The 23,437-nt window shown below is 41.2% G+C and carries 24 protein-coding genes; 23 read left to right on the top strand and 1 reads right to left on the bottom strand.

Features of this window, described 5'->3' with window-relative positions; genetic code table 11:
- Positions 1-626: 626 nt before the first annotated feature.
- The 13 genes from paaA to I2483_RS02525 all read left to right on the top strand — a co-directional run bounded on the left by paaA (position 627) and on the right by I2483_RS02525 (position 11,909).
- The gene (paaA, locus tag I2483_RS02585; protein ID WP_207173677.1) at positions 627-1,577 is read left to right on the top strand and encodes a 1,2-phenylacetyl-CoA epoxidase subunit PaaA; all 951 of its coding nucleotides are present in this window, start codon (positions 627-629) and stop codon (positions 1,575-1,577) included.
- A gap of 17 nt (positions 1,578-1,594) precedes the next feature.
- Complete coding sequence (gene paaB, locus I2483_RS02580) at positions 1,595-1,942, top strand: 1,2-phenylacetyl-CoA epoxidase subunit PaaB (RefSeq protein WP_207173674.1); 348 nt, start codon at positions 1,595-1,597, stop codon at positions 1,940-1,942.
- Positions 1,939-2,751 (top strand): 1,2-phenylacetyl-CoA epoxidase subunit PaaC, encoded by an 813-nt coding sequence (gene paaC / locus I2483_RS02575; protein ID WP_207173672.1) that lies wholly within the window; start codon positions 1,939-1,941, stop codon positions 2,749-2,751. The genes paaB and paaC overlap by 4 nt, the downstream gene beginning before the upstream one ends.
- Before the next feature lie 26 nt (positions 2,752-2,777).
- Positions 2,778-3,278 (top strand): 1,2-phenylacetyl-CoA epoxidase subunit PaaD, encoded by a 501-nt coding sequence (paaD, locus tag I2483_RS02570; RefSeq protein WP_207173668.1) that lies wholly within the window; start codon positions 2,778-2,780, stop codon positions 3,276-3,278.
- Between the two features lie 17 nt (positions 3,279-3,295).
- On the top strand, positions 3,296-3,598 hold the full coding sequence (locus I2483_RS02565; protein ID WP_207173663.1) for an EthD family reductase: 303 nt from the start codon (positions 3,296-3,298) through the stop codon (positions 3,596-3,598).
- Complete coding sequence (locus I2483_RS02560) at positions 3,598-4,374, top strand: enoyl-CoA hydratase/isomerase family protein (protein ID WP_207173661.1); 777 nt, start codon at positions 3,598-3,600, stop codon at positions 4,372-4,374. Before I2483_RS02565 ends, I2483_RS02560 begins: the two co-directional genes overlap by 1 nt.
- 12 nt (positions 4,375-4,386) lie before the next feature.
- A complete protein-coding gene (locus I2483_RS02555) occupies positions 4,387-5,160 on the top strand; it encodes an enoyl-CoA hydratase-related protein (protein WP_207173659.1) in 774 nt (257 codons plus the stop codon).
- A gap of 15 nt (positions 5,161-5,175) precedes the next feature.
- Entirely contained in the window at positions 5,176-6,693 is a 1,518-nt protein-coding gene (locus I2483_RS02550; protein WP_207173658.1) for an aldehyde dehydrogenase family protein, read from the top strand.
- A gap of 279 nt (positions 6,694-6,972) precedes the next feature.
- The gene (locus tag I2483_RS02545) at positions 6,973-7,845 is read left to right on the top strand and encodes a 3-hydroxyacyl-CoA dehydrogenase (RefSeq protein WP_207173656.1); all 873 of its coding nucleotides are present in this window, start codon (positions 6,973-6,975) and stop codon (positions 7,843-7,845) included.
- A complete protein-coding gene (locus tag I2483_RS02540; RefSeq protein WP_207173651.1) occupies positions 7,842-9,047 on the top strand; it encodes an acetyl-CoA C-acyltransferase in 1,206 nt (401 codons plus the stop codon). Before I2483_RS02545 ends, I2483_RS02540 begins: the two co-directional genes overlap by 4 nt.
- Positions 9,048-9,108: 61 nt before the next feature.
- Complete coding sequence (paaX, locus tag I2483_RS02535) at positions 9,109-9,987, top strand: phenylacetic acid degradation operon negative regulatory protein PaaX (protein WP_207173650.1); 879 nt, start codon at positions 9,109-9,111, stop codon at positions 9,985-9,987.
- 543 nt (positions 9,988-10,530) lie between these two features.
- Positions 10,531-11,139, top strand: a complete 609-nt coding sequence (locus I2483_RS02530; protein WP_207173647.1) for a zinc dependent phospholipase C family protein — start codon at positions 10,531-10,533, stop codon at positions 11,137-11,139.
- Between the two features lie 125 nt (positions 11,140-11,264).
- Positions 11,265-11,909, top strand: coding sequence for an alpha/beta family hydrolase (locus tag I2483_RS02525; protein ID WP_207173646.1), 645 nt, complete (start codon positions 11,265-11,267; stop codon positions 11,907-11,909).
- Between the two features lie 670 nt (positions 11,910-12,579).
- On the opposite strand, the gene I2483_RS02520 is transcribed toward I2483_RS02525, so the two are convergent.
- Positions 12,580-13,119 (bottom strand): gamma carbonic anhydrase family protein, encoded by a 540-nt coding sequence (locus tag I2483_RS02520; RefSeq protein WP_207173644.1) that lies wholly within the window; start codon positions 13,117-13,119, stop codon positions 12,580-12,582.
- Positions 13,120-13,207: 88 nt separating this feature from the next.
- On the opposite strand from I2483_RS02520, the gene I2483_RS02515 reads away from it, so the two are divergent.
- From I2483_RS02515 to I2483_RS02470, 10 genes are read left to right on the top strand one after another with little or no spacing between them, the layout of a single operon-like run.
- Positions 13,208-14,173, top strand: a complete 966-nt coding sequence (locus tag I2483_RS02515) for an NAD(P)H-dependent flavin oxidoreductase (protein ID WP_207173643.1) — start codon at positions 13,208-13,210, stop codon at positions 14,171-14,173.
- A gap of 44 nt (positions 14,174-14,217) precedes the next feature.
- Positions 14,218-14,613 (top strand): thioesterase family protein, encoded by a 396-nt coding sequence (locus I2483_RS02510; protein WP_207173641.1) that lies wholly within the window; start codon positions 14,218-14,220, stop codon positions 14,611-14,613.
- Between the two features lie 40 nt (positions 14,614-14,653).
- On the top strand, positions 14,654-15,802 hold the full coding sequence (locus I2483_RS02505) for a Leu/Phe/Val dehydrogenase (protein ID WP_207173639.1): 1,149 nt from the start codon (positions 14,654-14,656) through the stop codon (positions 15,800-15,802).
- 15 nt (positions 15,803-15,817) lie between these two features.
- Positions 15,818-16,873, top strand: coding sequence for a pyruvate dehydrogenase (acetyl-transferring) E1 component subunit alpha (gene pdhA, locus I2483_RS02500; protein ID WP_207173638.1), 1,056 nt, complete (start codon positions 15,818-15,820; stop codon positions 16,871-16,873).
- A complete protein-coding gene (locus I2483_RS02495) occupies positions 16,874-17,893 on the top strand; it encodes an alpha-ketoacid dehydrogenase subunit beta (RefSeq protein WP_207173637.1) in 1,020 nt (339 codons plus the stop codon).
- A 12-nt stretch (positions 17,894-17,905) separates the two neighbouring features.
- On the top strand, positions 17,906-19,126 hold the full coding sequence (locus tag I2483_RS02490) for a dihydrolipoamide acetyltransferase family protein (RefSeq protein WP_207173635.1): 1,221 nt from the start codon (positions 17,906-17,908) through the stop codon (positions 19,124-19,126).
- 1 nt (position 19,127) lies between these two features.
- Entirely contained in the window at positions 19,128-20,567 is a 1,440-nt protein-coding gene (locus I2483_RS02485) for a dihydrolipoyl dehydrogenase family protein (RefSeq protein WP_207173634.1), read from the top strand.
- Positions 20,568-20,592: 25 nt separating this feature from the next.
- Entirely contained in the window at positions 20,593-21,573 is a 981-nt protein-coding gene (locus tag I2483_RS02480) for an ABC transporter substrate-binding protein (protein WP_207173633.1), read from the top strand.
- Between the two features lie 18 nt (positions 21,574-21,591).
- Complete coding sequence (locus I2483_RS02475) at positions 21,592-22,641, top strand: ABC transporter permease (protein WP_207173632.1); 1,050 nt, start codon at positions 21,592-21,594, stop codon at positions 22,639-22,641.
- Entirely contained in the window at positions 22,619-23,419 is an 801-nt protein-coding gene (locus I2483_RS02470) for an ABC transporter ATP-binding protein (protein ID WP_207173631.1), read from the top strand. Before I2483_RS02475 ends, I2483_RS02470 begins: the two co-directional genes overlap by 23 nt.
- Positions 23,420-23,437 lie beyond the last annotated feature (18 nt).

Raw genomic sequence — 23,437 nt, 5'->3', positions numbered from 1 at the left:
ACCTATCCATAAAGGAGCAGCCAACCGGACAGCGAAGGGTTCGGTTTGTATAATTTCTGCGTTCTTTGCAGAAATTATACAATAAATGCAAAGCCGTAACTAGTTACAGCGGGAGATGTCCAGTGCTTACCCTTTCTTTATAGCATTTCCTTTTCGAATTTAAGGAAGTGTCACTTTCTATATAGCGTTACACTGTTATTTTTATAATCTTTGCTAAATTAATCAAAGAAGACTTTATTTAAAGCGGTGAAGTGCCCGAAATTTCATCTTCGGGCACTTGCAACCTTTCTAGAAAGGTAGTTATTTTTTCAGCTTCCAAATTAGCTGTATTTTTTACTTGACCATTGTAGGTATGCGGCGGACAGATAGTCGCAACAGGATGACCAAGGAGGAATGAACTGCAATTCCTCCCCAAAAGAGGTGGCTGGGAATGACGGAGTCATTTCCAGCCACCTTTAACCCGCGGTAAGGGTGTTTTGATTATTTCGTCCAAAGCGGTCCGGAAATGTACAAATGCAAATCTAGACTTGTATCATCCATAAATATAACGTTAATTTTCATTAACGCTATATAAGTGTTATATGTCATGCCGAGAACACATACCTTAAATTGGGGAGGGGTATGAGATGACGAGTTTGCACAATTCGGAAGAAGAAAAGTTAGCTCACTTTATGCATCGGATTGTAACAGGTGACAAAATTGAAGCCGATGATTGGATGCCTGAAGAATACAGACTAACATTGATTAAATTGATTTCCATGCATGGAATAAGCGAAATAATGGGGGCTCTCCCTGAGAAGGAATGGGTACCAAAAGCTCCGTCGCTTTCTCGGAAGTTAGGCATTATGGCCAAGGTGCAAGATGAAATGGGTCACGGTCAACTGCTTCTCCGAGTAACCGAAGATTTACTCAAGCCATATGGAAAAAATCGCGGGGATTTAATGCAAGACTTATTCAATGGAGATTTGAAATTTCATAATGTATTTCACATGAAAACAACTACTTGGGCAGATGCGGGAATTATTGGTTGGCTCGTTGATGGCGCAGCAATTATTACACAAACCAATATGCTTGGGGCTTCTTATGGTCCTTACGGAAGGGCATTGCAGCGTATTTGCGCGGAAGAAGTGTTCCATGCACAGCATGGTGAATCCATTATTATGGCACTTGCGGAAGGAACAAATAATCAGAAAGCAATGATTCAGGAATCCATCAATTATTGGTGGGAATCACTGTTAATGTTCTTTGGACCAGCGAGTAAAGAAACAACAGGTTCTTCGAAACAAGATTTGACTATTAAATATAAAATACGGACGAAAACAAACGAAGAGTTTAGGCAAATCTTTTTTGATAAATATATCCCGCGTATTTTATCTCTTGGTTTAACAATCCCAGATTCGACCATAAAATTCGATGCTGACAGCAAAATATGGACATACAAACAGCCGGATTGGAATGAATTCAAGAAAATCATTAAAAATGAAGGGCCTCGTTCTCAGGAGCGTCTGAACTTGCGCCGCACTTCTTATGAAAATAATGCATGGGTACGTGATGCATTAAGTGCAGTCGTTAATTAATGGAAGGGGTCAGTAAAATGACTGGAGAAAAAACATTTTATCAAGAATATGAAGTTTTTAGCAAGCGGACACCGAGTTCAACATTCCAACACCAATTCAGTTTACTGGCTCCAAATGAAGATATGGCACTGGTTTTAGCACAGGAAAATTTCATGCGACGAGAGCCTGTTGCAGATATTTGGATCGTAAATCGAAAAAATGTTAGGAAAATGGATGCCGAGGAGAAAATGACGCTCGGCAGGCTAGACAATAAAGAGTATAGGACCACAAAAGGCTATGGTTATTTAAAGAAAAAGTGGCGTCAATACGAACAACAAGTACTCGATGAAAAAGAGATATTGTCATGGGGAGGTGAACGGAAATGAGCATGACAGACAATAGTATGAGTGCGGAATATAAAGAAGCAATCACTAGTTTGCTATTCCAGTTAGCGGATGATGATTTTCTGTACGCATTCCGCGGATCTGAATGGCTCGGACTCGCTCCCCATATTGAAGAAGACGTCGCATCCTCCTCGATTAGCCAAGACAGCATGGGACATGCCGCAATGTTCTACCAATTACTTGAGGATCTTGGAGCCGGAAAAGCAGATGATTTGGCTCATTTACGCTCGGCACAGGACAGAAGCAATAGCATTTTAACTGAGCGGGTGAATGGTGAAGGCTATTATATGGAAACCCCCAATTATGACTGGGCCTATCAAGTTGTAAGAAGTTATTTTTATATACAAGCGAAAAGGGTGAAAATGGATTCCCTATGTGAAAGCTCGTATAGGCCTATTGCTGAAGTGGCGATAAAAGTGAAAATGGAACTTTATTATCATAAGTTGCACTGGGAAACGTGGTTTAAACAATTAATGAATTCTACGGATGTAGCAAAAAAGAAAATGAATGATGCAATAACGCTCGTTATGAATGACTTTGGGGATGTATTTTCTTTTGGTAATCTAAAACAGAAGATTGAAAGCAATAACTTACTAGATAGTGAGGAAGAAATGAAGAAACGATGGCAAGCTAGCATCGGCCCAGTGTTCGAAGCCCTTCAAATGGAGGTACCGGCGATTCCAGATCATCCCGTGATGAACGGACGAAACGGCGAGCATACAAAAGACTTGGATGAAGCGCTCCTTACGCTTTCAGAAGTTTACAAACTTGACCCGGTTGCCGTCTGGTAAAAAGAAATAGTAAAGAGGTGAATAATATGACTGCTTCTATTGATGTTTCAATTGAGCGCATTTTTGAAGTCCTTATGAATGTAAACGATCCGGAAATTGACTCAGTGAGCATTATTGACCTTGGTATGGTAGGCGAGGTCTTAATCGAAGGAAATAAAGTTAAGATCACTTTGCTTCCGACTTTTTTAGGATGTCCAGCACTTGAATTCATTAAAACGAATACTGTAAATGCCGTGAAAAAATTACCTGAAGTCGGGTCCGTTGAAGTAGAATTCGTCTTTCATCCGCCGTGGACATCAGACCGTATAACGGAACAAGGTCATGTGAATCTAAAAAAGTTTGGGATAGCTCCACCGCCTCGCTATTTGGAGGAAGACGGCTCGTGGCATGTGAATTGTGCATATTGCGGATCCAGCTATGTATCAATGGAAAACATTTTTGGACCGACGGCTTGCAGAAGTATTTTGTATTGCAAGAGCTGTAAAAACGTATTTGAGGCAATGAAACCAGTTTCGACACTAATGTAAATGGAGGAGAAGAAAAAATGGCTAAACTAATCGCATTGTACAAACACCCTGAAAACAAAGAGGCTTTTGATGATCATTATTTCAATGTACATTCACCGCTAACAGCAAAGATCCCTGGTCTCCGTGAAATGAAAGTGACAAAAGTTACGGGATCACCAATGGGAGGAGAGGGGAAATACTATCTCACATGTGAAATGAAATATGACAATTTAGAAGCGTTGCAGGCGGGGTTACGCTCAGCCGAAGGAAAGGCATCGGGCAAGGACTTGATGGGGTTCGCGGGTGATCTTGTCACATTAATGATTGGTGAGGATGCCTAATGAACGGCTTTGAATTCATTGAAACCACATTAACGGGAAACACCGCGGTGATTGAACTAAATCGGCCACGTCAGTTAAATTCATTGAATCGAAAAATGGTTAGTGAAATTATTACGGCTATGGAAACATTTGACCGTGAAGAGGATGTTCGCGCAATCGTACTCACTGGAAAAGGCCGTTCATTTTCAGCAGGTGCTGATATTGATGAAATGATGGGTGATGATTCTATCAGCCTTGAACTGTTGAACCAATTTGCCGATTGGGACCGTTTTTCACTTATTAAAAAGCCAATTATCGGTGCAGTAAAAGGCTTCGTTTTAGGAGGGGGATTCGAGCTCGCGCTGTGCTGTGACATTTTAATTGCCGCAAGTGGTACAGAGTTTTCATTCCCCGAAGCTAGCCTTGGCGTCATGCCAGGAGCGGGAGGAACGCAGCGATTAACGAAACTTGTCGGCCGCACGAAAGCGCTCGAATGGCTATGGACAGGTGAGCGCATTTCCGCGGAAACGGCTCTCAAACATGGGGTCATTAACAAAATCGTTGTTCCCGAACTCTTAATGGATGAAACGATGAAATTCGCAAATCGGCTAGCCACACAACCCCCACTCTCACTGCGCCTTATTAAAGATTCGGTTAATAAAGCAGTGGACTACCCTCTGTATGAAGGAATGCAATATGAACGGAAGAATTTCTATCTTCTTTTCGCTTCACAGGATCAAAAAGAAGGTATGAAGGCATTTGTTGAAAAAAGAAAACCGAATTATACGGGAAAGTAAGGAGTGTGCTACATGTTTGAGACGATTCGTTACGATGTCAAAGATGGAATTGCATGGCTTATTTTAAATAGACCCGACAAACTGAATGCCTTTATCGCGCAAATGAATCGCGAAGTAAAAGAGGCAATCAAAGCAGCCTCTTACGATGAACAAGTGCGCTGTATTGTCATTACAGGTGAGGGACGGGCATTTTGTTCCGGACAAGATTTATCAGAAGTCGATGAAAATATGGATCATGGCCAAGTGTTAAGAGATCATTATGGGCCGATGATTAAGCAAATTAGACAATGTGAAAAACCGATTGTCGCAGCAGTAAATGGGGTTGCCGCTGGAGCAGGATTTAGTCTTGCGCTCGCTTGTGACTTCAGACTAATGTCAGAGCGTGCTAGCTTTTTGAACGCATTCATCCATGTCGGGCTTATTCCAGATTCGGGTAATCTATATTATTTAACACAGTTAGTCGGACAATCTAAAGCTGCGGAATTAGCTATTTTAGGTGAAAAAGTGCCGGCTACAGTGGCGGTGGCAATTGGCCTTGCAAATCGATTGATACCATCAGAAACATGGGATGCTGACGTATCTGCATTTGCAGCACGACTTGGCGCTTTACCAACAAAAGCAATCGGACTCATCAAACGCTCATTGAAGGCGACATCGGAACTTTCTTTTGAAGACTATCTTGAACTAGAAGCCCAAGGACAGCGAACAGCTGGTTTAACAAAAGATCATCGTGAAGGCGTCAACGCATTTATGCAAAAAAGAAAACCTGTATTTACAGGCCAATAGGGGGAAGTAAAACATATGACAAAAACCCATGAAAATGAAATCGAACTAGAAACGATGAAGCGTGATTTTTACAAACTTTTTATCAACGGTGAACAAGTTGAAAGTAGCAGTGGCGAACGAACAAAAATTTACAATCCAGCTACAGGTGAGCTACTTGCTGAAGTAGCAAAAGCGACGAAAGAAGACGCTGAAAAAGCTGTTCAAGCTGCCAGAGATTCATTTGATAATGGGAAATGGAAAATAACTCCTGCAGGACGTCGTGCACGTGTACTAAACAAAATTGCAGCAATTATGGGCTCACGCTTTAATGAGCTTGTAGAACTTGAAGTTTTGAATACGGGTAAATCACTTGCAGCTGCTAAAGGGCAGATTTCACAAGCGATTGAAGACTTTGAATTTTACGCGGGCGCTATCGTTGGACACGGTGGATCTGTAAACAACGTACCTGGTCAGTTCCATAACTACACAGAAAAAGAACCACTTGGTGTATGTGCGCAAATTATTCCGTGGAACTATCCACTTATGATGGCAGCTTGGAAGATTGCACCGGCTATTGCAGCAGGTTGCTCGGTCGTTATTAAGCCAGCATCACTAACGCCACTAACAGCTATTATTCTGGGAGAAATTTGTTATGAAGCAGGCGTTCCAGCAGGTGTCGTTAACATATTGCCAGGATCTGGTTCTGAAATAGGTAACTACTTGGTAGAACATGATCTAGTGAATAAAGTTGCATTCACAGGTTCTACACCAATTGGAAAAGAAATTATGGCAAGAGCGGCAGGAACAGTTAAACGCGTAACACTAGAACTTGGTGGGAAATCTCCAAGCCTTGTTTTTGAAGATGCAGATATTGATGCAGCCGTTGATGGTTCGCTCTACGGTGCATTCAATAACACAGGTCAATCTTGTGATGCACGAACACGTATCTATATTCATGAAAATGTGTACGATGAGTTCATTGAGAAATTTATTGCTAAAACTGAAAAACTGGCAATTGGAGACCCATTTGATAAAGGAACACATATGGGCGCAGTTATTGATCAAATCCAGTTGGACACAGTGAAAATGTATGTTCAATCCGCAATTGATGAGGGAGCTGAAATCCTTACTGGTGGTAAAGAATTGAAACCAGAAGGCTTTGAAAATGGATTTTGGTATGCGCCGACGATAATTGGAAACGTCACACAAGACATGAAAGTCGTTCGTGAAGAAATCTTTGGACCAGTTGTCGTCGTATCGAAGTTTAAAAATGAAAAAGAGGCAATTGCATTAGCGAATGACTCGGATTTTGGTTTAGCTTCTTCTATTTGGTCAACAAATACTGCCACTACAACACGTGTTGCGAACCAGATTCAAGCGGGAATCGTTATGATCAACACGCCATTCTCGGCGTTCCCAGGTACACCATTCGGTGGCTATAAACAATCCGGATTTGGCCGTGAGCTATCAATCGGATCGCTTGATCTTTACACTGAAACGAAAAGCATCATGTCGTACTTTGGCAGTCGTCCAGTTAATCCATTTGGACTATGAACATAATAGATAGTCGGCACATAACAAATAGAACGTTCTTCCAACACCGCTTTGTCGCTTGGTGATGGCCTTACGCAATAAGCCTGCCAGAAGAACACTGTCAGTCTTATTGCTTCGGCTCACACTTGTCGCTCCTTCGCTGGATTTGTTCGTTATACTGGCGAGTTATATCACTTAGTTAATTCTAAATAAGTAGTGCCGAATATATAGAAAAAAACGACGGACAGGGATGTATGATTTCCTGTCCGTATTCTTTCATCATAAAAAGGAGGAATACTGATGATTAATCGAATAGTAGTTGTCGGTTCCGGTGTGATGGGCAGAGGAATAGCCTACGTCGGAGCGATTGGCGGCTATACAGTAACAATTGTCGATAATAATGAATCCGCATTGGACAATGCAAAACAAGCTATTAATAGCATCTTTGGAAAAGGTCTTGCACGCGGTAAGATTTCGGCAGATCAGGCTGAACAAGCGCATAGTAATTTAAGTTATGAATGTGACTTAGCTAAAGCAGCAAAGACCGCGGATTTAATCATTGAAGCCGTTCCAGAAATAACAGCGATTAAGAAGCAAGTGTTTGAAATGATGGAAGGGTATGCACCAGCACATTGTTATTTTGCAACAAATACATCGACGATGAGCCCGACAGAAATTGCATCATTTGGTAAACGTCCAGAAAAAACAATCGCCATGCACTTTTTCAATCCTGTACATAAAATGCCACTTGTTGAAATTGTCCGGGGCTTGGAAACGAGTGATGAAACGGTTGAAATGATTAAACAAGTAGCTGTGAAAATGGGTAAAGAAACGGTTGTTATTAATGAATTTCCTGGGTTTGTTACGAGCCGGATTAGTGCGCTTGTCGGTAACGAAGCATTTATTATGCTGCAAGAAGGACTTGGAACACCGGAAGAAATTGATAAAGCGATTAAGCTCGGCTTACATTACCCCATGGGTCCATTCGAGCTCGTGGATTTAGTGGGTCTTGACACACGTTTGAACAATTTGAACTATTTACATGAAAAGCTTGGAGAGAAGTACCGACCAGCGCCTCTCTTGGAACAATACGTCAAAGCGGGTCGTCTTGGACGAAAAAGCGGCAGGGGTGTCTACGATTATACAGTTGGAGAAGAGTTGGTTCCGAAATGAAAGAAGTAGTCATAGTAGACGCTGTTCGTACACCTATTGGCAGATACAATGGCGTTTTAAAAGACGTACGTCCGGATGATTTAGGAGCCGTTGTTATTAAGGCACTAATTGATCGAAATCCTACTCTTCCCGCGGAGCAGATTGAAGAAGTCGTTCTCGGAAACGCTAATCAGGCAGGAGAGGATAACCGCAACGTTGCACGTATGGCAGGATTGTTGGCGGGACTTCCGGTCGAAGTGGGGGGCACGACGATCAACCGTCTTTGTGGTTCAGGGCTTGACGCTGTCATTTACGCTGCACGAGCAATCGCAGTTGGGGATGGTGATATTTACATTGCAGGCGGAACAGAAAGTATGACGCGTGCCCCGCTTGTTATGGCAAAGCCGGATAAGGCAAATCCACGCGGTAATATGGAGCTGCAAGATACAACAATTGGCTGGCGCTTTACAAATGAAAAACTGAAAGAAATATACGGAGCGGATTCGATGCCGCGTACCGCTGAAAACGTTGCGCAGCGCTATACGATAACGCGAGAAAATCAGGACTTGTTTGCGTATGAAAGTCAGCAACGTGCAAAGGTTGCGATAGAAGAAAATCGTTTTGCAGAAGAAATTGTACCAGTTGTCTATAAGGACCGAAAAGGCAATGAAATCACTGTAGATCAAGATGAACATCCGCGGCCGGATAGTACGCTTGAGAAACTGGCACAACTAAAGCCATTAGTTGAAGGCGGAACGGTTACAGCAGGCAACGCATCAGGTGTCAATGATGGTGCGTGTGCATTGCTTCTTATGAGTGCTGAAAAAGCGAAGGAACTAAACCTTAAACCATTAGCAAAATATGTTGCGGGCGCAATCGCGGGACTTGAACCAGCCATTATGGGGCTTGGTCCGATTAATGCTTCAAAAAAAGCGCTAGTACGTGCGGGGCTGACGATGGATGATATAGGGCTCGTCGAATTAAATGAAGCCTTTGCTTCCCAAGCGCTGGAGTGTATTCGACAGTTAGGAGTAGACGCTAAAAAAGTAAACGTCAATGGTGGAGCAATCGCATTTGGACACCCACTAGGCGCGAGCGGTGCCCGAATTTTAACAACACTTCTCTATGAAATGAAAAAACAAGATGTTCAATATGGACTCGCAACGATGTGTATTGGGGTAGGCCAGGGAATTGCGGCGATTATTGAGAATGTAACGGAATAATATAGAAACTGTCGAAACGTGATATGTCGATAAGGAACGATAAAAGGAAAGAGTGAGTATCATGGCAAATACACAATCAATGATTTTTACAATCTACGGTGATTACATCCGCCATTACGGCAACAAAGTATGGATTGGAAGCCTGATACGGTTATTGAAAGAATTTGGTCACAATGAGCAATCGGTTCGAGTAGCCGTCTCAAGAATGATGAAGCAAGGATGGCTTCAATCCAAAAAACGAGGGAATAAAAGCTATTATTTCTTGACAGCGCGTGGAGAAGCACGGATGGAAGAAGCGGCAATTCGTATTTTTAAATTGAATCCAACTAACTGGGATGGAAAATGGCGGATGCTTATGTATACAATTCCGGAAGAGAAAAGACAAATTCGTGATGAACTTCGTAAAGAGTTATCATGGAGCGGATTCGGAAGTTTTTCAAATGGGTGTTGGATTTCGCCAAATAATCTCGAAAAAGAGGTGAATCTGCTAATTGAAAAGTATGCGATTCAAGAATACGTCGATTTCTTTGTGTCCAACTATAAAGGACCGCAAGCGGACAAGATACTCGTAGAAAAAAGTTGGCCGCTTGAAGAAATTGAAGGGAAATATCAAGAATTCATTGCGACGTACAGCAAAAAATACATTGTCCATCAAAGCATAGTGAACCGAAATGAAATGTCAGATGCGGAGTGTTTTGTGGAGCGAACCAACCTTGTGCACGAATACCGGAAGTTTCTCTTTACAGATCCAGGCCTTCCAAAAGAGCTGTTGCCGGAAGTATGGAATGGCAATCATGCTGCTTTGTTATTTGAGCACTATTATAAATTGCTCGCTCAATCAGCAAGTCGTTTTTTCGAAGAGGTGTTCCAAGAAGACAATGACATGCGAAAGAAAGACAAATCGTATGACGCGGATGACCATCCGTTTATTATTGATTAATAAAAAAAATAAAATTAACGAGTTCCGTTTAGGGGATAATGGGGTTAATAAACCTACCAAATGGTTTCCTAGGCAGTAACCTTTTAAAGCACCAATTAGCATCGCATTTAGCGATGCTTTTATTTTTGACTTATATAATGATTCCATTCAACACCGCTTCGGGGATGTCTCCCACCATAAGCAAATGTGGTATTAATTCTACACCCTATTATAGAATGACTCCTTTTCATTTATTGTATAATTTCTGCAAAGGACGCAAAAATTATACAAACCGAACTCTTCGTTGTTCGGTTCGCTGCCAGTCATATGGCTCCGGCTACCCCATGTAAGGCGCCTACGCTCAGTCCATATGCCGTATTTAATCCTTCAATTTATATAGGGTGCCTTTCGGAAAGCTATTGGCATTCCGAAACAGTTAGTAAAATGTTTGTTGAAAGTTGCCCGTTCTTAATAGATTAAATCTATGTTAAACTCATATTATCAGAATTTAACAATAACCTAGACCTTATTAATTATAGAAATCATTGAAGGGTGGAGGAAATAATGGGTTCAAGAATAATGCACTTAGTTATCGCTTATAAAATAGCAGAACGTCTGTCGATTGAAGATAAAACAGCATTTTTACTTGGTGGAATTGCTCCAGATGCGGTTTCACCTAAAGACTTATCACATTTCTTTATAGGTGAAGTACAAGACTATTCTAGAAGCATTGACTATAAAGGATTTCTAAATAAATATAATTCGCAAGCAGAAAATCATTATGTATTGGGGTATTTCACACATTTAATTGCTGATGATATATGGCTAAAAGGTTTTTATTTACCTTGGTTGAAAAACAGAATGGAAGTTGATAAAGAAATATTAAATTTGTACCATAATGATTTCCGATTACTAAATGGAAAAGTATTGGAATACTACGATTTTAAAGATGAATTGAGAAAAACGCTTAGTTATATTCCAATTACTTTTGATTTACAAGAGGTTAAGTCTAAAGATGTAGAAGAATTCATACCTTATGTATTAGGAGATATGGAGTACGATAAGAAAGTCATAAATGAAAGATTAAATGTATTTGCATTTAATCAAATAATTGGTTATATAGAGACGTCAGTTGATAAGGGGTTATTAAGTATTAAATCTATTCTTACATAATATAATCTTCACCTAAAGGGTGATTTAGGTTAGTTAAGATGGGGTTGCCTATCTATTTGGACTAAAATCAACAATATGAGGATTTATTGGAGATGTTGGATAGATAAGAAACGGGGGCGATACCAATGTTGAAAACAAATACAGAAAGTGTTAAGGGATATAAAGAAATGAATATTCCCTATACTTTATTGAGCGTTGAAGAAAACTCGAAAAATTTATCCATCTTTCTTCCGGGTGCAGGATATACCGTTCGGAGTCCTCTCTTTCATTACTCAAATGATCTATTCTTAAATAAGGGCTTTGATGTATTGCAAGTTAATTATCAATACAATGATGAAGTCTATGCCAAATTTAATATGGAAGAAATTAGCGAAGCAATTAAGTACGATGTGAGAACGGTGCTTGATATTATTCTAAAGGATACTTCTTATGAAAACTTTTATATAATAGGCAAATCGCTTGGGACAATCGCTATGAGTTCAGAGTTAAGTAGGGATATCTTTAAAGAAGCTAAAGCCGTATGGTTAACGCCATTGATTCAAAGGGATGATGTTTTCGATGCAATGGTTAGCAGTACTAATAGGGGTTTATGTTTCATCGGAGATAATGACCATTGTTACATCGAGGAAAGAGTTAATCAATTGGCAAACAACCCAAAAATCGTTGCGAGACTCATTCCCAACGTCGATCATAGCTTGGAATACGAAAATAACACAGTCGAATCAATCGAGGTTTTAAAAAGTGTAATAGATGACATTAAAAACTTTTAAAAACATAGCTAATTGTTCACGTCTGTTGATTAACCAGAAGTAACCAGTGACTAGCATGATCACCTAATGGGTGCTACGTGCATAGTTGCATTTGGATTGAACTACTATTATACCTTTACCGAGATGTCTGGATGTGTAGGGATGCGACTTTGTCGCATCCCTACACATTTTTTTCGGTAATCGTATGGTGATCCTTCATCCGTCGCGCTCCAAATTCATAAGTACACGTAGTTCTGAAGCTTTTTGGCGGCTGAAACATTCTCTAGGATTCACTCTTTTTTTACTAGTAAAGAAGTTTCACTTTCTATAAGGTATCACATGATTACATGCATAATCTTAGCTAAAAGTAATCAAGGAACACATTGTTCAACGTGCAAGAGTGCCCGAAATTGCATCTTCGGGCACTTACAATCTCTATAGAAAGTCATCTACTCTTTTCTTCCAAAACAACTTCATTTTTCACTTGAATAGTGTAGGAACGCGATAGGCAACTATTCACAACAGGATTACTGAAAAAAAGTGTGGCTAGAAGTGGCGGAGTCACTTCTAGCCGTACTAGGACCCCTCAGTAAATCTGTCATGAATAGTTAGCCGAAAGCGGGCCGGAAATAGTCCAGTAAAAATGAAGGATATTAAGCCCTACTCACCAGCGCTTTATGCAAGTAAATGGTTAATCAACAGACGTGTTATTTTCCTCCATTTTAAAAATCTTCCGATAGTCATAGCCTTTTTGAACATATGAATCAATCGACAATTGAATGATTTCAAAGTCTTTGTCGTTCAATTCTCTTACTACTTTTCCCGGTGAACCGACAACCAATGATCGAGGGGGGATTTTCTTGCCTGGTGGGATTAATGTGTTGGCGCCAATAATACATTCTTCACCAATTTCCGCATGGTCAAGAATCGTAGAACCCATTCCAATAATCGATCGCTTTCCAACTTTGCAGCCATGCAGGATGACGTTATGCCCAACAGTAACTTCATCTTCTATAACGACGGGCGCATCTTCATATAAGTGAATGGTTGAATTATCCTGGATGCTGCATCTATTGCCAATCGTAATAGGCCCTTCATCTCCCCGTAGGACCGTATTAAACCAAATAGTAGATTCTGCCCCAACTTGAACGTCTCCAATAATTTTAGCACCCGGCGCGACAAAAACTGACGGATCGAGAACAGGACTTTTCCCTTTAAATGTGATTAACAAAACTATTCCCCCCTCAAATTAGTTTACTAATCTTAATTATCTTTTAACTCTTCTTAGCATAACATAATTGCACAGGGGTGGAAGAAAAATGATATACGTTTGTAAAGTGCTCCAAATCACTCTTCCAATTATACAAGGCGGAATGGGAAATATCAGTAATGCAAAACTGACAGCAGCTGTTTCAGAGGCGGGAGGGCTTGGCACAATTGGATGCGGAACAATGACTCCGGATGAAGTAGAAAAAATAATAATTGAAACGAAAAAACTGACAAAAAAGAATTTCGCTATTAACATCGCAATAAGTGTTTCACCATATACAAAAGAGTTAATTAATCTTGTCTTCAAACATGCTATTTCAGTCGTTTCGCTATCAGCAGGAAATCCGGCGCCTTATATTCCCGCACTACATGAACATGGAGTGACAGTCATTGCGCTTGTAGCCTCGGTGAAACACGCACTTAAAGCGGAAGTGGCAGGGGCAGATATGCTCGTGGCAGAAGGATTTGAGGCAGCGGGTATCAACTCTAACCTAGAACTGACGACATTTACGCTAATCCCGCAAATAGTGAAGAATGTTAACGTACCGGTAATTGCTGCAGGGGGAATTGGTGACGGCAAAGGATTGGCAGCTGCGCTACTGTTAGGGGCGAGTGGTGTACAAATGGGGACCCGTTTAATAGCGACAAAGGAAGCCCCATTTCATGACACGTACAAGCAGAATCTTGTGAATGCAAGTGATACGGAAACGTTACTAATTGGACGCAGTGTAGGTCGGCCAAGGCGGATATTAAAGACGCCATATGCAATGAAGCTAAATGACTTAGAAAAATCGGGAATGACACTGGAACAATATGGTGAACTGACGTCAGAACAACAACATGTCTTGGGTGCAATTGCCGGCGATATGGAAAATGGTTTTATCAACAGCGGTCAAATTGCAGGATTAATTGAAAACATCCCGACTGTGAAGGATCTACTTGATAGCATGATGGAAGAAGCAGAAAATCAACTGAATAAAACGATTGGGGAATTAAGAAAAACACGAAATAAATAAGGGAATTGAATGGCTTTAACTATAACTTAAGTAGGGGATAGCGGATGAAACATGGGTTAAACATAGGCAGGGAAGAAACAATCGAGATAATTGTGACAGAGGATATGTTTGCGTCGTTTGAGGGGGAAGTTATACACCCCGTCTATTCAACGGTAGCAATGACATATCATATGGAGTGGGTTTCACGAAAAATTATTCTTCCATTTTTGGAAGATCATGAAGAGGGAATGGGTGCATCAGTTCAACTAAAGCATCTTGCTGCATCTCCACTTGGATCTAAAGTAATCTTGACAGCCAGTTTAATTGAGCTTCGTGATAATAGGGTTGTGACAAAAGTCACCGCGGAAAATCATTTAGGGCTTATCGGAAAAGGTGAAGTGATGCAAGTCATATTGCCAAAGGAAAAAATCGCGGAAAAGTTGAATGAAGCTTCATCCTAGAAAAGAGATTTTGATAGCCAATCTTAAAGGGGAGAATCGAATGATGCTAGCTGAGAGAACGTCAATAACAAAGGAATTTGAACTCTTCGATCGAATGAGTGAGCATGAACAAGTCGTTTTTTGTAATGATCCTTCCACAGGTCTGCGTGCAATAATTGCAATCCATGACACAACGCTTGGACCAGCACTCGGCGGATGCCGCATGCAACCTTATAGTAGTATCGATGAAGCATTAGAAGATGTTCTTCGCCTATCAAAAGGAATGACCTATAAATGTGCGGCTGCCGATGTCGATTTCGGGGGCGGGAAAGCCGTTATTATCGGTGATCCAAAAACAGATAAATCACCGGAATTATTCCGCGCGTTCGGTCAATTTGTGAATTCACTGGGCGGCCGTTTTTATACGGGAACGGATATGGGAACGACGATGGATGATTTCGTTCACGCGATGAAAGAAACCAATTTCATTAATGGCCTTCCAGAAGTATATGGAGGCGGTGGCGACTCATCAATTCCAACAGCAGCAGGTGTTTTGTACGGTATTAAAGCGACCAATCAGATGCTCTATGGAAATAACGAATTAGGCCAACATATCTATGCCATTCAAGGTCTTGGAAAAGTTGGATTCAAAGTTGCAAGCGGATTACTTGAGGCAGGCGCCCGCATTTTCGTAACAGATATTAATGATGAGAGTCTGCGGGCAATTGAAGAAGTGGCAACAAAAACAACGGGCAGCGTACAAATTGTTGCAAATGAAGCTATTTATTCGCAGGAAGCGGATCTATTTGTTCCGTGCGCATTTGGTGGAATTATTAACGACGCTACAATACCTCAGTTTAAAGTAAAAGCGATTGTAGGTTCGGCTAATAATCAGTTATTAGAGGACAAACACGGTAAATTATTGCGAGATAAAGGGATATTATATGCACCAGACTATATCGTCAATTCTGGCGGGCTTATTCAAGTGGCAGATGAATTGTATGGCATTAACCATGAGCGGGTACTTGTGAAAACGAAACATATATATGATGCAATATTGGAAGTATACAAAGATGCGGCAAGTAGTGGGACAACAACAGAGGAATCGGCGAATGCAATGTGCGAGAAGAGAATAGCTGAGCGAGGAAAAAGGAATAGCTTTTACTCAGCGCCAGCAAAACCAAAGTGGTCGTTTCGCAATCAATCCTGATTGGAGGCAAGTTAAGTGGAACATAACTATCCTATAAAAAGAATAGTAGATGATGAAGGCTTTCTTGTTGACATGAGTTTTGAAAAGCAGATAGATGAGCAATTGGTAAGAAACTTGTACTATCACATGTTACGAATTCGTACATTTGATAGAAAAGCCATAAATTTGCAACGACAGGGTCGACTAGGAACTTATGCGCCATTTGAGGGACAGGAAGCCGCTCAAGTGGGTAGCGCGCTTGCATTAAACGCGGATGACTGGGTTTTCCCAACGTATCGTGATCATGGTGCGACGATCACGTTCGGTAAAAATATGGCCACAACGTTTTTGTACTGGAATGGGAGAGTAGAAGGGTGTGTAGCCCCAGCGGATAAAAATATATTTCCACCAGCCGTTCCAATCGCGACACAACTTCCCCATGCCGTAGGTGCCGCATGGGCTGAAAAGAGAAGAGGAACACAAAATGCAGCAATTGCCTATTTCGGGGACGGCGCTACCTCGGAAGGGGATTTCCATGAAGGATTAAATTTTGCCAGCGTATTCAAAGTGCCAGTCGTCTTTTTTAATCAAAATAATGGCTACGCGATTTCGGTTCCGATTGAAAAACAGATGAATTCTGCAACGATAGCACAAAAATCAGTTGCCTATGGTATGCCAGGGTTTCGGATCGATGGGAATGATTGTTTTGCAGTTTACTTTGAAACGAAAAAGGCCTTTGACTATGCTCGGGTTGGAAATGGTCCGACATTGATAGAAGCGGTTACATGGCGAAAAGGTGCCCATACGACTGCTGATGATCCGTCTAAATACCGTTCTGAAGAACAAGGGAAGAATTTTGTTGACCCGCTTATCCGATTAGAATTGTTTATGAAAAATTACGGCTATTGGAATGATGAATGGATTCAAGCCACAAGAGAAGATACGACTAGTGAAGTCGAGGCCGCAGTAGTAGAAATGGAAAAGTTTCCGCCGCCAAATGTAGCTGACGTTTTCGATCATGTATACGCTGAAATGCCGGCTCAACTCGTTGAACAAAAACAAGCGTATCTTGCACATTTAGGGAGGCTGTGAATGATGACCCAATTGAAAGAGCCGAATCGGAAAAATGAAACGACAAAACTGATGACGCTAATTCAAGCGATAAATGATGGCATGCGGTTGATGCTAGAAGAGGATAATCGAACCATCATACTCGGTGAAGATATCGGTAAAAATGGAGGCGTATTCCGTGCGACAGAAGGACTTCAGGAGAAGTTTGGGGATGACCGGGTAGTCGATACACCGCTTTCTGAAGCAGGAATAATTGGCACGTCAATTGGTCTTGCGGTAAATGGTTTTCGTCCGGTTGCGGAAATCCAATTCCTGGGTTTTATCTATCCCGCGTACGAGCAGATTATGACACATGTTTCACGAATTCGAATGCGATCAATGTCCCGTTTTACTGTGCCTATGGTCATTCGAGCACCATATGGGGCAGGAATTCGTGCGCCAGAAATCCATTCCGATAGTACAGAAATTTTATTCACACATATGCCTGGCATCAAGGTTGTCTGTCCATCTACTCCATATGATGCAAAAGGGTTATTAATTGCGGCGATGGAAGATCCTGATCCTGTACTTGTTTTGGAGCCTATGAAAAACTATCGTTCGAAAAGAGAAGAAGTACCCGTTGGAAAATATACGGTGGAAATCGGTAAAGGGAAACAAGTACGGGAAGGTACGGATGTCACACTTATTGCGTGGGGAGCCATGATTTCAATCGCGGAGAAAGCAGCTGAACAGGCTGAGAAACAGGGGATTAGTTGTGAAATAATCGATCTGCGAACATTGTATCCAATCGATCGTGACATTATTGCTGAGTCCGTGCAAAAGACAACGAGGGCAGTCATCATTCATGAAGCGCATCATACCGGGGGGCTCGGCAACGATATCGTTTCGATTATCAATGATACCTCTTTCCTTTATCTACGTGCTCCAATAGAACGCGTTACAGGATTCGACGTACCGGTTCCATTCTTCACATTAGAAGAACATTATCTTCCAACACCGGCACGTGTCGTTGAAGGTATAGAAAAAGTGCTTCATTTTTAAGGAGGAAATGGAATGCTCGAAGTAAAGTTACATGATATCGGAGAAGGGATGACCGAAGGGGAAGTGATTCATTACTTAGTCAAAGTTGGAGATTCAGTGATGACGGATCAGCCACTTGTCGAAGTACAAACAGACAAAATGGTCGCAGAACTTACTTCACCCTGCTCAGGTATTGTGAAAGAAATTCGTATTGAAGTAGGTGAAACCGTTCAGGTCGGAACAAGTCTACTTTACATTGAAATAGATGAAGCCATTCGGACAGACCAAAAATCACACGAAGAAACGAAGCGAATTGCAAAGAAGATAGCAATCCCGTCAATCAAACTAGAGGAAAAATCCCCTCACATGCCTTTTAATCGAGTACTTGCTGCACCCTATACACGCAAAATCGCACGCGACAACAACATCAATATTGAGGATGTCCAAGCTAGTGATCCCTCTGGAAGAATAACCGAAGACGATATTTTCCGATTCTTAAAAGGACAACAAACTGACACGGAACCAAAGAAGGATAGTCAGCAGGCAGTGGTTTGCCAGGAGATTCCTGATGAAATACCTTTTAGAGGGATCCGAAAAAAAATCGCTGAAAAAATGACGAAATCACTTTTTACAATTCCGCATGTTACTCATTTTGATGAAGTCAATATGACGAATTTAGTTAAAATGAGAGGGCAATTGAAGGCCGCTGGTGAATCAGTCAGTGTGTCAGCATTTCTTATTAAAGCACTTGTTATTTCATTAAAGGATTTCCCGATATTTAATGCTGAACTCGATGAAGAAAATAGTCGGATACTACTCAAGAAAAACTATCATATCGGTATCGCGACAAACACAGAAAGCGGTTTACTTGTCCCTGTTATCCATGATGTCGATAAGAAATCAATCAAAGAAATTAACAAAGACGTCAAAGAGTTAACAGCAAAAGCGATCGCTGGTAAATTACGACCGTTTGAAATGCAAAATAGTACATTTACAGTGAGCAATGTAGGACCCCTTGGTAGTACAGGTGCAACACCAATTATCAACTACCCTGAAACAGCCCTTATTGCTTTTCACAAAACGAAAAAACAACCAATTGTCAATGAGCATGATGAAATCGTTATTGGTCATATCATGACACTGTCCATGGCATTTGACCATCGTGTTGCTGACGGCGCGACAGCTATTGCATTTACGAATCGCTTTGCAAGCCTAATTGAACAGCCTCACAAGCTGATGATGGAGATGATTTGAAATGGTTGTTGGGGAAATCAGTCAGGAAAGAAATCTCATTATCATTGGAGGGGGACCAGGCGGCTACTCTGCCGCCATACGTGGTGCACAACTTGGTCTCTCGGTGACGTTAATTGAACAAGCCGAAATGGGCGGTGTTTGTCTAAATGAAGGATGCATACCATCTAAAATCTTTACACATGCAGCAGGAAAACGTTCAGAAATAGCCCATTTGCAAGACCTTGGAATGGGGACATTCGATAACCTATTCGATATCAAAAAGCTAGTTTCCTATAAAACCAAAGTTATCGATCAGCTCAGGTCCGGCGTGGAAAGACTATGCAATGAAAATAAAATTGAAATAATCCGTGGCAAAGTTACTTTCCTCGCAGTAGATAGAATAGGCGTAGAAAATGGCCATCAATTCGATATTTTTGAATTTGAGCAAGTCATAATCGCGACAGGAAGTTCCCCGATTATGCCATCTACAAATCAAAAAAAAGGGGAAAGAATTCTATTTCCACATGAGCTATTTCAATTGGAAGAGATACCCGAACATCTTATTGTAAGAGGTCATGATTATATCGCACTTGAAGCCGCTTCAAGTTTTGCCGCATTGGGAGCACAAGTCAGTATCGTGATTGATGATCAAGCAGTTTTTCCATTTGATGAATCCATTAATAAGGAATTAAATCGTTTATTTAAAAAACGTAAATTGAAAATCCATAAAGAACTTGAATTCATAGCAACAAATGAAACAAAGGATGGAATTACACTAACGTTTCAAACGGATAAAAACGTAGAAGAGACAATAAGTGGATCACATCTATTCGTTTCTGGAACTAGAAGACCCAATTTAGAGGCTCTCGGCATAAGCCGGTTCGGAATTGTACTTACAGACGAGGGTTTCGTAAAGGTAGACGGAAATATGCAATCATCGATTCCTACTATATATGCAATTGGTGATGTAACGGGGGGGCCAGTGCTTGCGGTGAAAGCGATCAAACAAGGAAAAACTGCTGTGGCATCAATTGCAGGACACCAAACAGAAGTCGATCTGACATTTATGCCGGTTATTGCGCATACGATTCCACCAATCGTTTCTGTGGGGCTTACGGAACAACGTGCGCGCGACTTCGGGTTGGACGTTCGAGTCAGTCAATTTGCGCTTGGCGGCAACGGTTATGCAACAATTACTGGTAAAAAAGAAGGGTTTATTAAAGTTATTTCTGATGCAACAACTGAAATCATTCAAGGCATTCATATGATTGGTGAAGGGGCCGTTGAAATGTCGGGTTCGTTTGTACAGTTGCTTGAAATGGCTGCGAAAGAAGAAGATATTAAATTCCCGCACTATGCACATCCGGGATTCAATGAAGGACTGCTTGAAGCGGTAGAGGGGCTAATCGGACAAGCGATTCATGCCGCGCCGGTAAAAGAGAAAGACTTGTCAACGATCTAAACGTATTTTAAAAGGGGGAATTATAATGAAGAAAGGTTCGAAAAAAGTATTGGCTGTTATTTTCAGCGCTGTATTACTACTTGCGGCATGCGGAGATGGAAAAGTTAAGAATAACGCAACTTCCTCGAAGAAATATAAAATAGGCGTTAGCCAAATTGTAGAACATCCATCACTAAATGCAGCTTTTGATGGTTTCAAAAAGGCTTTAGAGGATGCGGGAATTGATGCGGAATATGATGTTCAAATAGCCCAAGGCGATAACAGTGCCAACACGACAATCGCGACGAATCTTGTCAGTGCGGATGTTGATTTAATATTCGCAAACTCAACTCCTAGTGCTCAAGCCGCTGCCAGCGCTACTTCGGAAATTCCAATCATATTCACTTCAGTAACAGATGCGGTTGGGGCAGAACTCGTTGACTCTATGGAAAGTCCGGGAGGTAATGTAACGGGGACAATTGATGCGCATCCTGATGCAATCACAAAAACAATGAAGTTCCTTAAAGACGAATTGGGAGCGAAAAATGTTGGAATGGTGTTTAACTCTGGTGAGCAAAACTCCCGCGCCCAAGTAGATGCCGTAAAAGAAATGTTGAAAGATATGGATATGACTGTTGTCGAAGCATCGGTTTCTACATCCGCAGATGTGAAACAAGCGACTGAATCACTGCTTGGTAAAGTAGATTCCATGTATATCATCACAGATAACACAGTTGTTTCTGCACTTGAATCCGTCATTTCAGTGGCGAATGACAATAAAATACCAATGATGGTTGGTGAATTTGACTCTGTAAAACGAGGTGGCTTAGCAGCATATGGCTTTGAATACTTTGACATCGGTTATGAAGCAGGACAAATGGCTGTAAAAATCCTGAAAGGTGAAAGAAAACCAGCTGACTTACCCGTTCAAATTCCACAAAAATTAAAATTGATTATGAATAAAGGCACGGCATCTACTCTAGGGCTCGACATTAAAGACGAATGGAAAGCTGAGTTTAGTGAGTAAATAGGAGGGTGATTCTACATGTTTTCAGCTGTATTTGGCTCTGTAGAGCAAGGGATCATCTATGCAATTATGGCACTTGGCGTGTATATTTCATTCCGAGTTTTGGATTTTCCAGATTTAACGGTTGACGGAAGTTTTGTTACAGGAGCTGGGGTTGCTGCCACGATGATTATCTTCGGATATCATCCGGTGGCTGCTACAGCAGTAGCCATTGTTATCGGTTTTCTTGCTGGGTGCGTAACTGGCCTCCTGCACACAAAAGGAAAAATCAATGCACTTCTATCTGGAATATTAATGATGATTGCCTTGTATTCCATAAATTTACGCATAATGGGACTGACGTCTGCCAATTCCATCGGTCGTCCGAATATACCTTTATTAAATGCCGAAACATTGTTTGTTCAGTTCAAAACATTTTGGAGCCCTTTAGGAATCGACACGTCAATTAATAATTTTTTTAGCATGCTGGGATTCCAACACTTGCCTTCAACCTGGGGTACATTGTTCATCATGATTATTATCGTTTTGCTCATTAAATTTGTCGTCGATTGGTTTTTGAAAACCGAAGTCGGTCTTGCGATAAGGGCTACCGGTGATAACAAGAAAATGATTCGTAGTTTATCAGCTAATACAGACACACTCGTTATTGTAGGTCTTGGCTTTTCAAATGCACTCGTTGCCTTTTCCGGAGCACTGATTGCCCAGTACTCAAAGTTTGCTGACATAGGAATGGGAATCGGAATGATTATCATCGGGCTAGCTTCCGTTATTATTGGTGAAGCAATTTTCGGTACGAAAACGATAATGCGAACGACATTTGCTGTCATTGCAGGAGCCATTATTTATAGAATTGTACTTGGCCTTGCACTTAGAGTGGACTTTCTCGATACGGGTGATATGAAATTAATTACAGCTGTTATTGTAATTGGTGCATTGATTTTACCGCAGTGCTTTGAAAAGAAGCGAGAAAAAAATAGAAAAGCTAAACGCCATGCTGAGCGGCTAATAGAGCATGAACAGTTGCAAATGAAGGGGGGGAATCCCGTTGCTAAAGCTCAGTCAGATTAATAAATTATTTAATGAAGCAACACCTGATGAAAAAGTTGCTTTGGATCAAATTAATCTGACATTAAATCCAGGAGATTTTATGACTGTGATTGGAAGCAACGGTGCCGGAAAATCGACGATGTTGAATATGATTTCAGGCGCTCTTTCTCCTGATTTTGGTGTAATTGAAATTGCTACTAATGATGTTACAAGAATGCCTGAATACAAGCGCTCACAAATGATTGGAAGGGTATTTCAAGATCCCATGGCGGGGACAGCTCCTGCAATGACAATTGAGGAAAACTTGGCTATGGCCTATTCACGAAACAAAAAACGTGTATTAAAAAAAGCCGTTGATAAGAAACGTCGTGAATTGTTCCGTGAATCTCTTGAAACCCTTCATTTAAATCTTGAAAACCGATTGAATGCAAAAGTAGGAATGCTTTCTGGCGGAGAGAGGCAAGCACTTTCACTGTTGATGGCTACCTTTACACAACCATCTATTTTGCTTCTTGATGAACACACAGCTGCACTAGATCCAGCACGAGCCGAATTAATTACAAAATTAACAAAGCAACTTGTTGAAAAGGATCAACTTACAACGCTGATGATTACCCATAATATGCAGCAAGCGCTCGACCTAGGGAACAGGCTTATTATGATGGATAAAGGGCAAATCATTTTGCAAATAGAGGCCGATGAGAAGAGGAAATTAACCATACCTAAACTGATGGATGAATTCCAACGCATTCGCGGCGAAAAGTTAACGAGCGACAAAGCATTGTTATCCGTGTACTAATTTCTATTCGGTTATGCG

The sequence above is a fragment of the Sporosarcina sp. E16_3 genome, from assembly GCF_017347125.1.
In the GTDB taxonomy this organism is placed as follows: Bacteria; Bacillota; Bacilli; order Bacillales_A; family Planococcaceae; genus Sporosarcina.
Note: the sequence above shows the minus strand (reverse complement) of the source record. Positions and strands in the feature narration are given on the sequence as shown.

Excerpts from the sequence above, each read along its gene's own strand:
- paaA (WP_207173677.1), top strand. The coding sequence starts at position 627 with ATGACGAGTTTGCACAATTCGGAAGAAGAAAAGTTAGCTCACTTTATG.
- paaB (WP_207173674.1), top strand. The coding sequence starts at position 1,595 with ATGACTGGAGAAAAAACATTTTATCAAGAATATGAAGTTTTTAGCAAG.
- paaC (WP_207173672.1), top strand. The coding sequence starts at position 1,939 with ATGAGCATGACAGACAATAGTATGAGTGCGGAATATAAAGAAGCAATC.
- paaD (WP_207173668.1), top strand. The coding sequence starts at position 2,778 with ATGACTGCTTCTATTGATGTTTCAATTGAGCGCATTTTTGAAGTCCTT.
- I2483_RS02565 (WP_207173663.1), top strand. The coding sequence starts at position 3,296 with ATGGCTAAACTAATCGCATTGTACAAACACCCTGAAAACAAAGAGGCT.
- I2483_RS02560 (WP_207173661.1), top strand. The coding sequence starts at position 3,598 with ATGAACGGCTTTGAATTCATTGAAACCACATTAACGGGAAACACCGCG.
- I2483_RS02555 (WP_207173659.1), top strand. The coding sequence starts at position 4,387 with ATGTTTGAGACGATTCGTTACGATGTCAAAGATGGAATTGCATGGCTT.
- I2483_RS02550 (WP_207173658.1), top strand. The coding sequence starts at position 5,176 with ATGACAAAAACCCATGAAAATGAAATCGAACTAGAAACGATGAAGCGT.
- I2483_RS02545 (WP_207173656.1), top strand. The coding sequence starts at position 6,973 with ATGATTAATCGAATAGTAGTTGTCGGTTCCGGTGTGATGGGCAGAGGA.
- I2483_RS02540 (WP_207173651.1), top strand. The coding sequence starts at position 7,842 with ATGAAAGAAGTAGTCATAGTAGACGCTGTTCGTACACCTATTGGCAGA.
- paaX (WP_207173650.1), top strand. The coding sequence starts at position 9,109 with ATGGCAAATACACAATCAATGATTTTTACAATCTACGGTGATTACATC.
- I2483_RS02530 (WP_207173647.1), top strand. The coding sequence starts at position 10,531 with ATGGGTTCAAGAATAATGCACTTAGTTATCGCTTATAAAATAGCAGAA.
- I2483_RS02525 (WP_207173646.1), top strand. The coding sequence starts at position 11,265 with ATGTTGAAAACAAATACAGAAAGTGTTAAGGGATATAAAGAAATGAAT.
- I2483_RS02515 (WP_207173643.1), top strand. The coding sequence starts at position 13,208 with ATGATATACGTTTGTAAAGTGCTCCAAATCACTCTTCCAATTATACAA.
- I2483_RS02510 (WP_207173641.1), top strand. The coding sequence starts at position 14,218 with ATGAAACATGGGTTAAACATAGGCAGGGAAGAAACAATCGAGATAATT.
- I2483_RS02505 (WP_207173639.1), top strand. The coding sequence starts at position 14,654 with ATGATGCTAGCTGAGAGAACGTCAATAACAAAGGAATTTGAACTCTTC.
- I2483_RS02495 (WP_207173637.1), top strand. The coding sequence starts at position 16,874 with ATGATGACCCAATTGAAAGAGCCGAATCGGAAAAATGAAACGACAAAA.
- I2483_RS02490 (WP_207173635.1), top strand. The coding sequence starts at position 17,906 with ATGCTCGAAGTAAAGTTACATGATATCGGAGAAGGGATGACCGAAGGG.
- I2483_RS02485 (WP_207173634.1), top strand. The coding sequence starts at position 19,128 with ATGGTTGTTGGGGAAATCAGTCAGGAAAGAAATCTCATTATCATTGGA.
- I2483_RS02480 (WP_207173633.1), top strand. The coding sequence starts at position 20,593 with ATGAAGAAAGGTTCGAAAAAAGTATTGGCTGTTATTTTCAGCGCTGTA.
- I2483_RS02475 (WP_207173632.1), top strand. The coding sequence starts at position 21,592 with ATGTTTTCAGCTGTATTTGGCTCTGTAGAGCAAGGGATCATCTATGCA.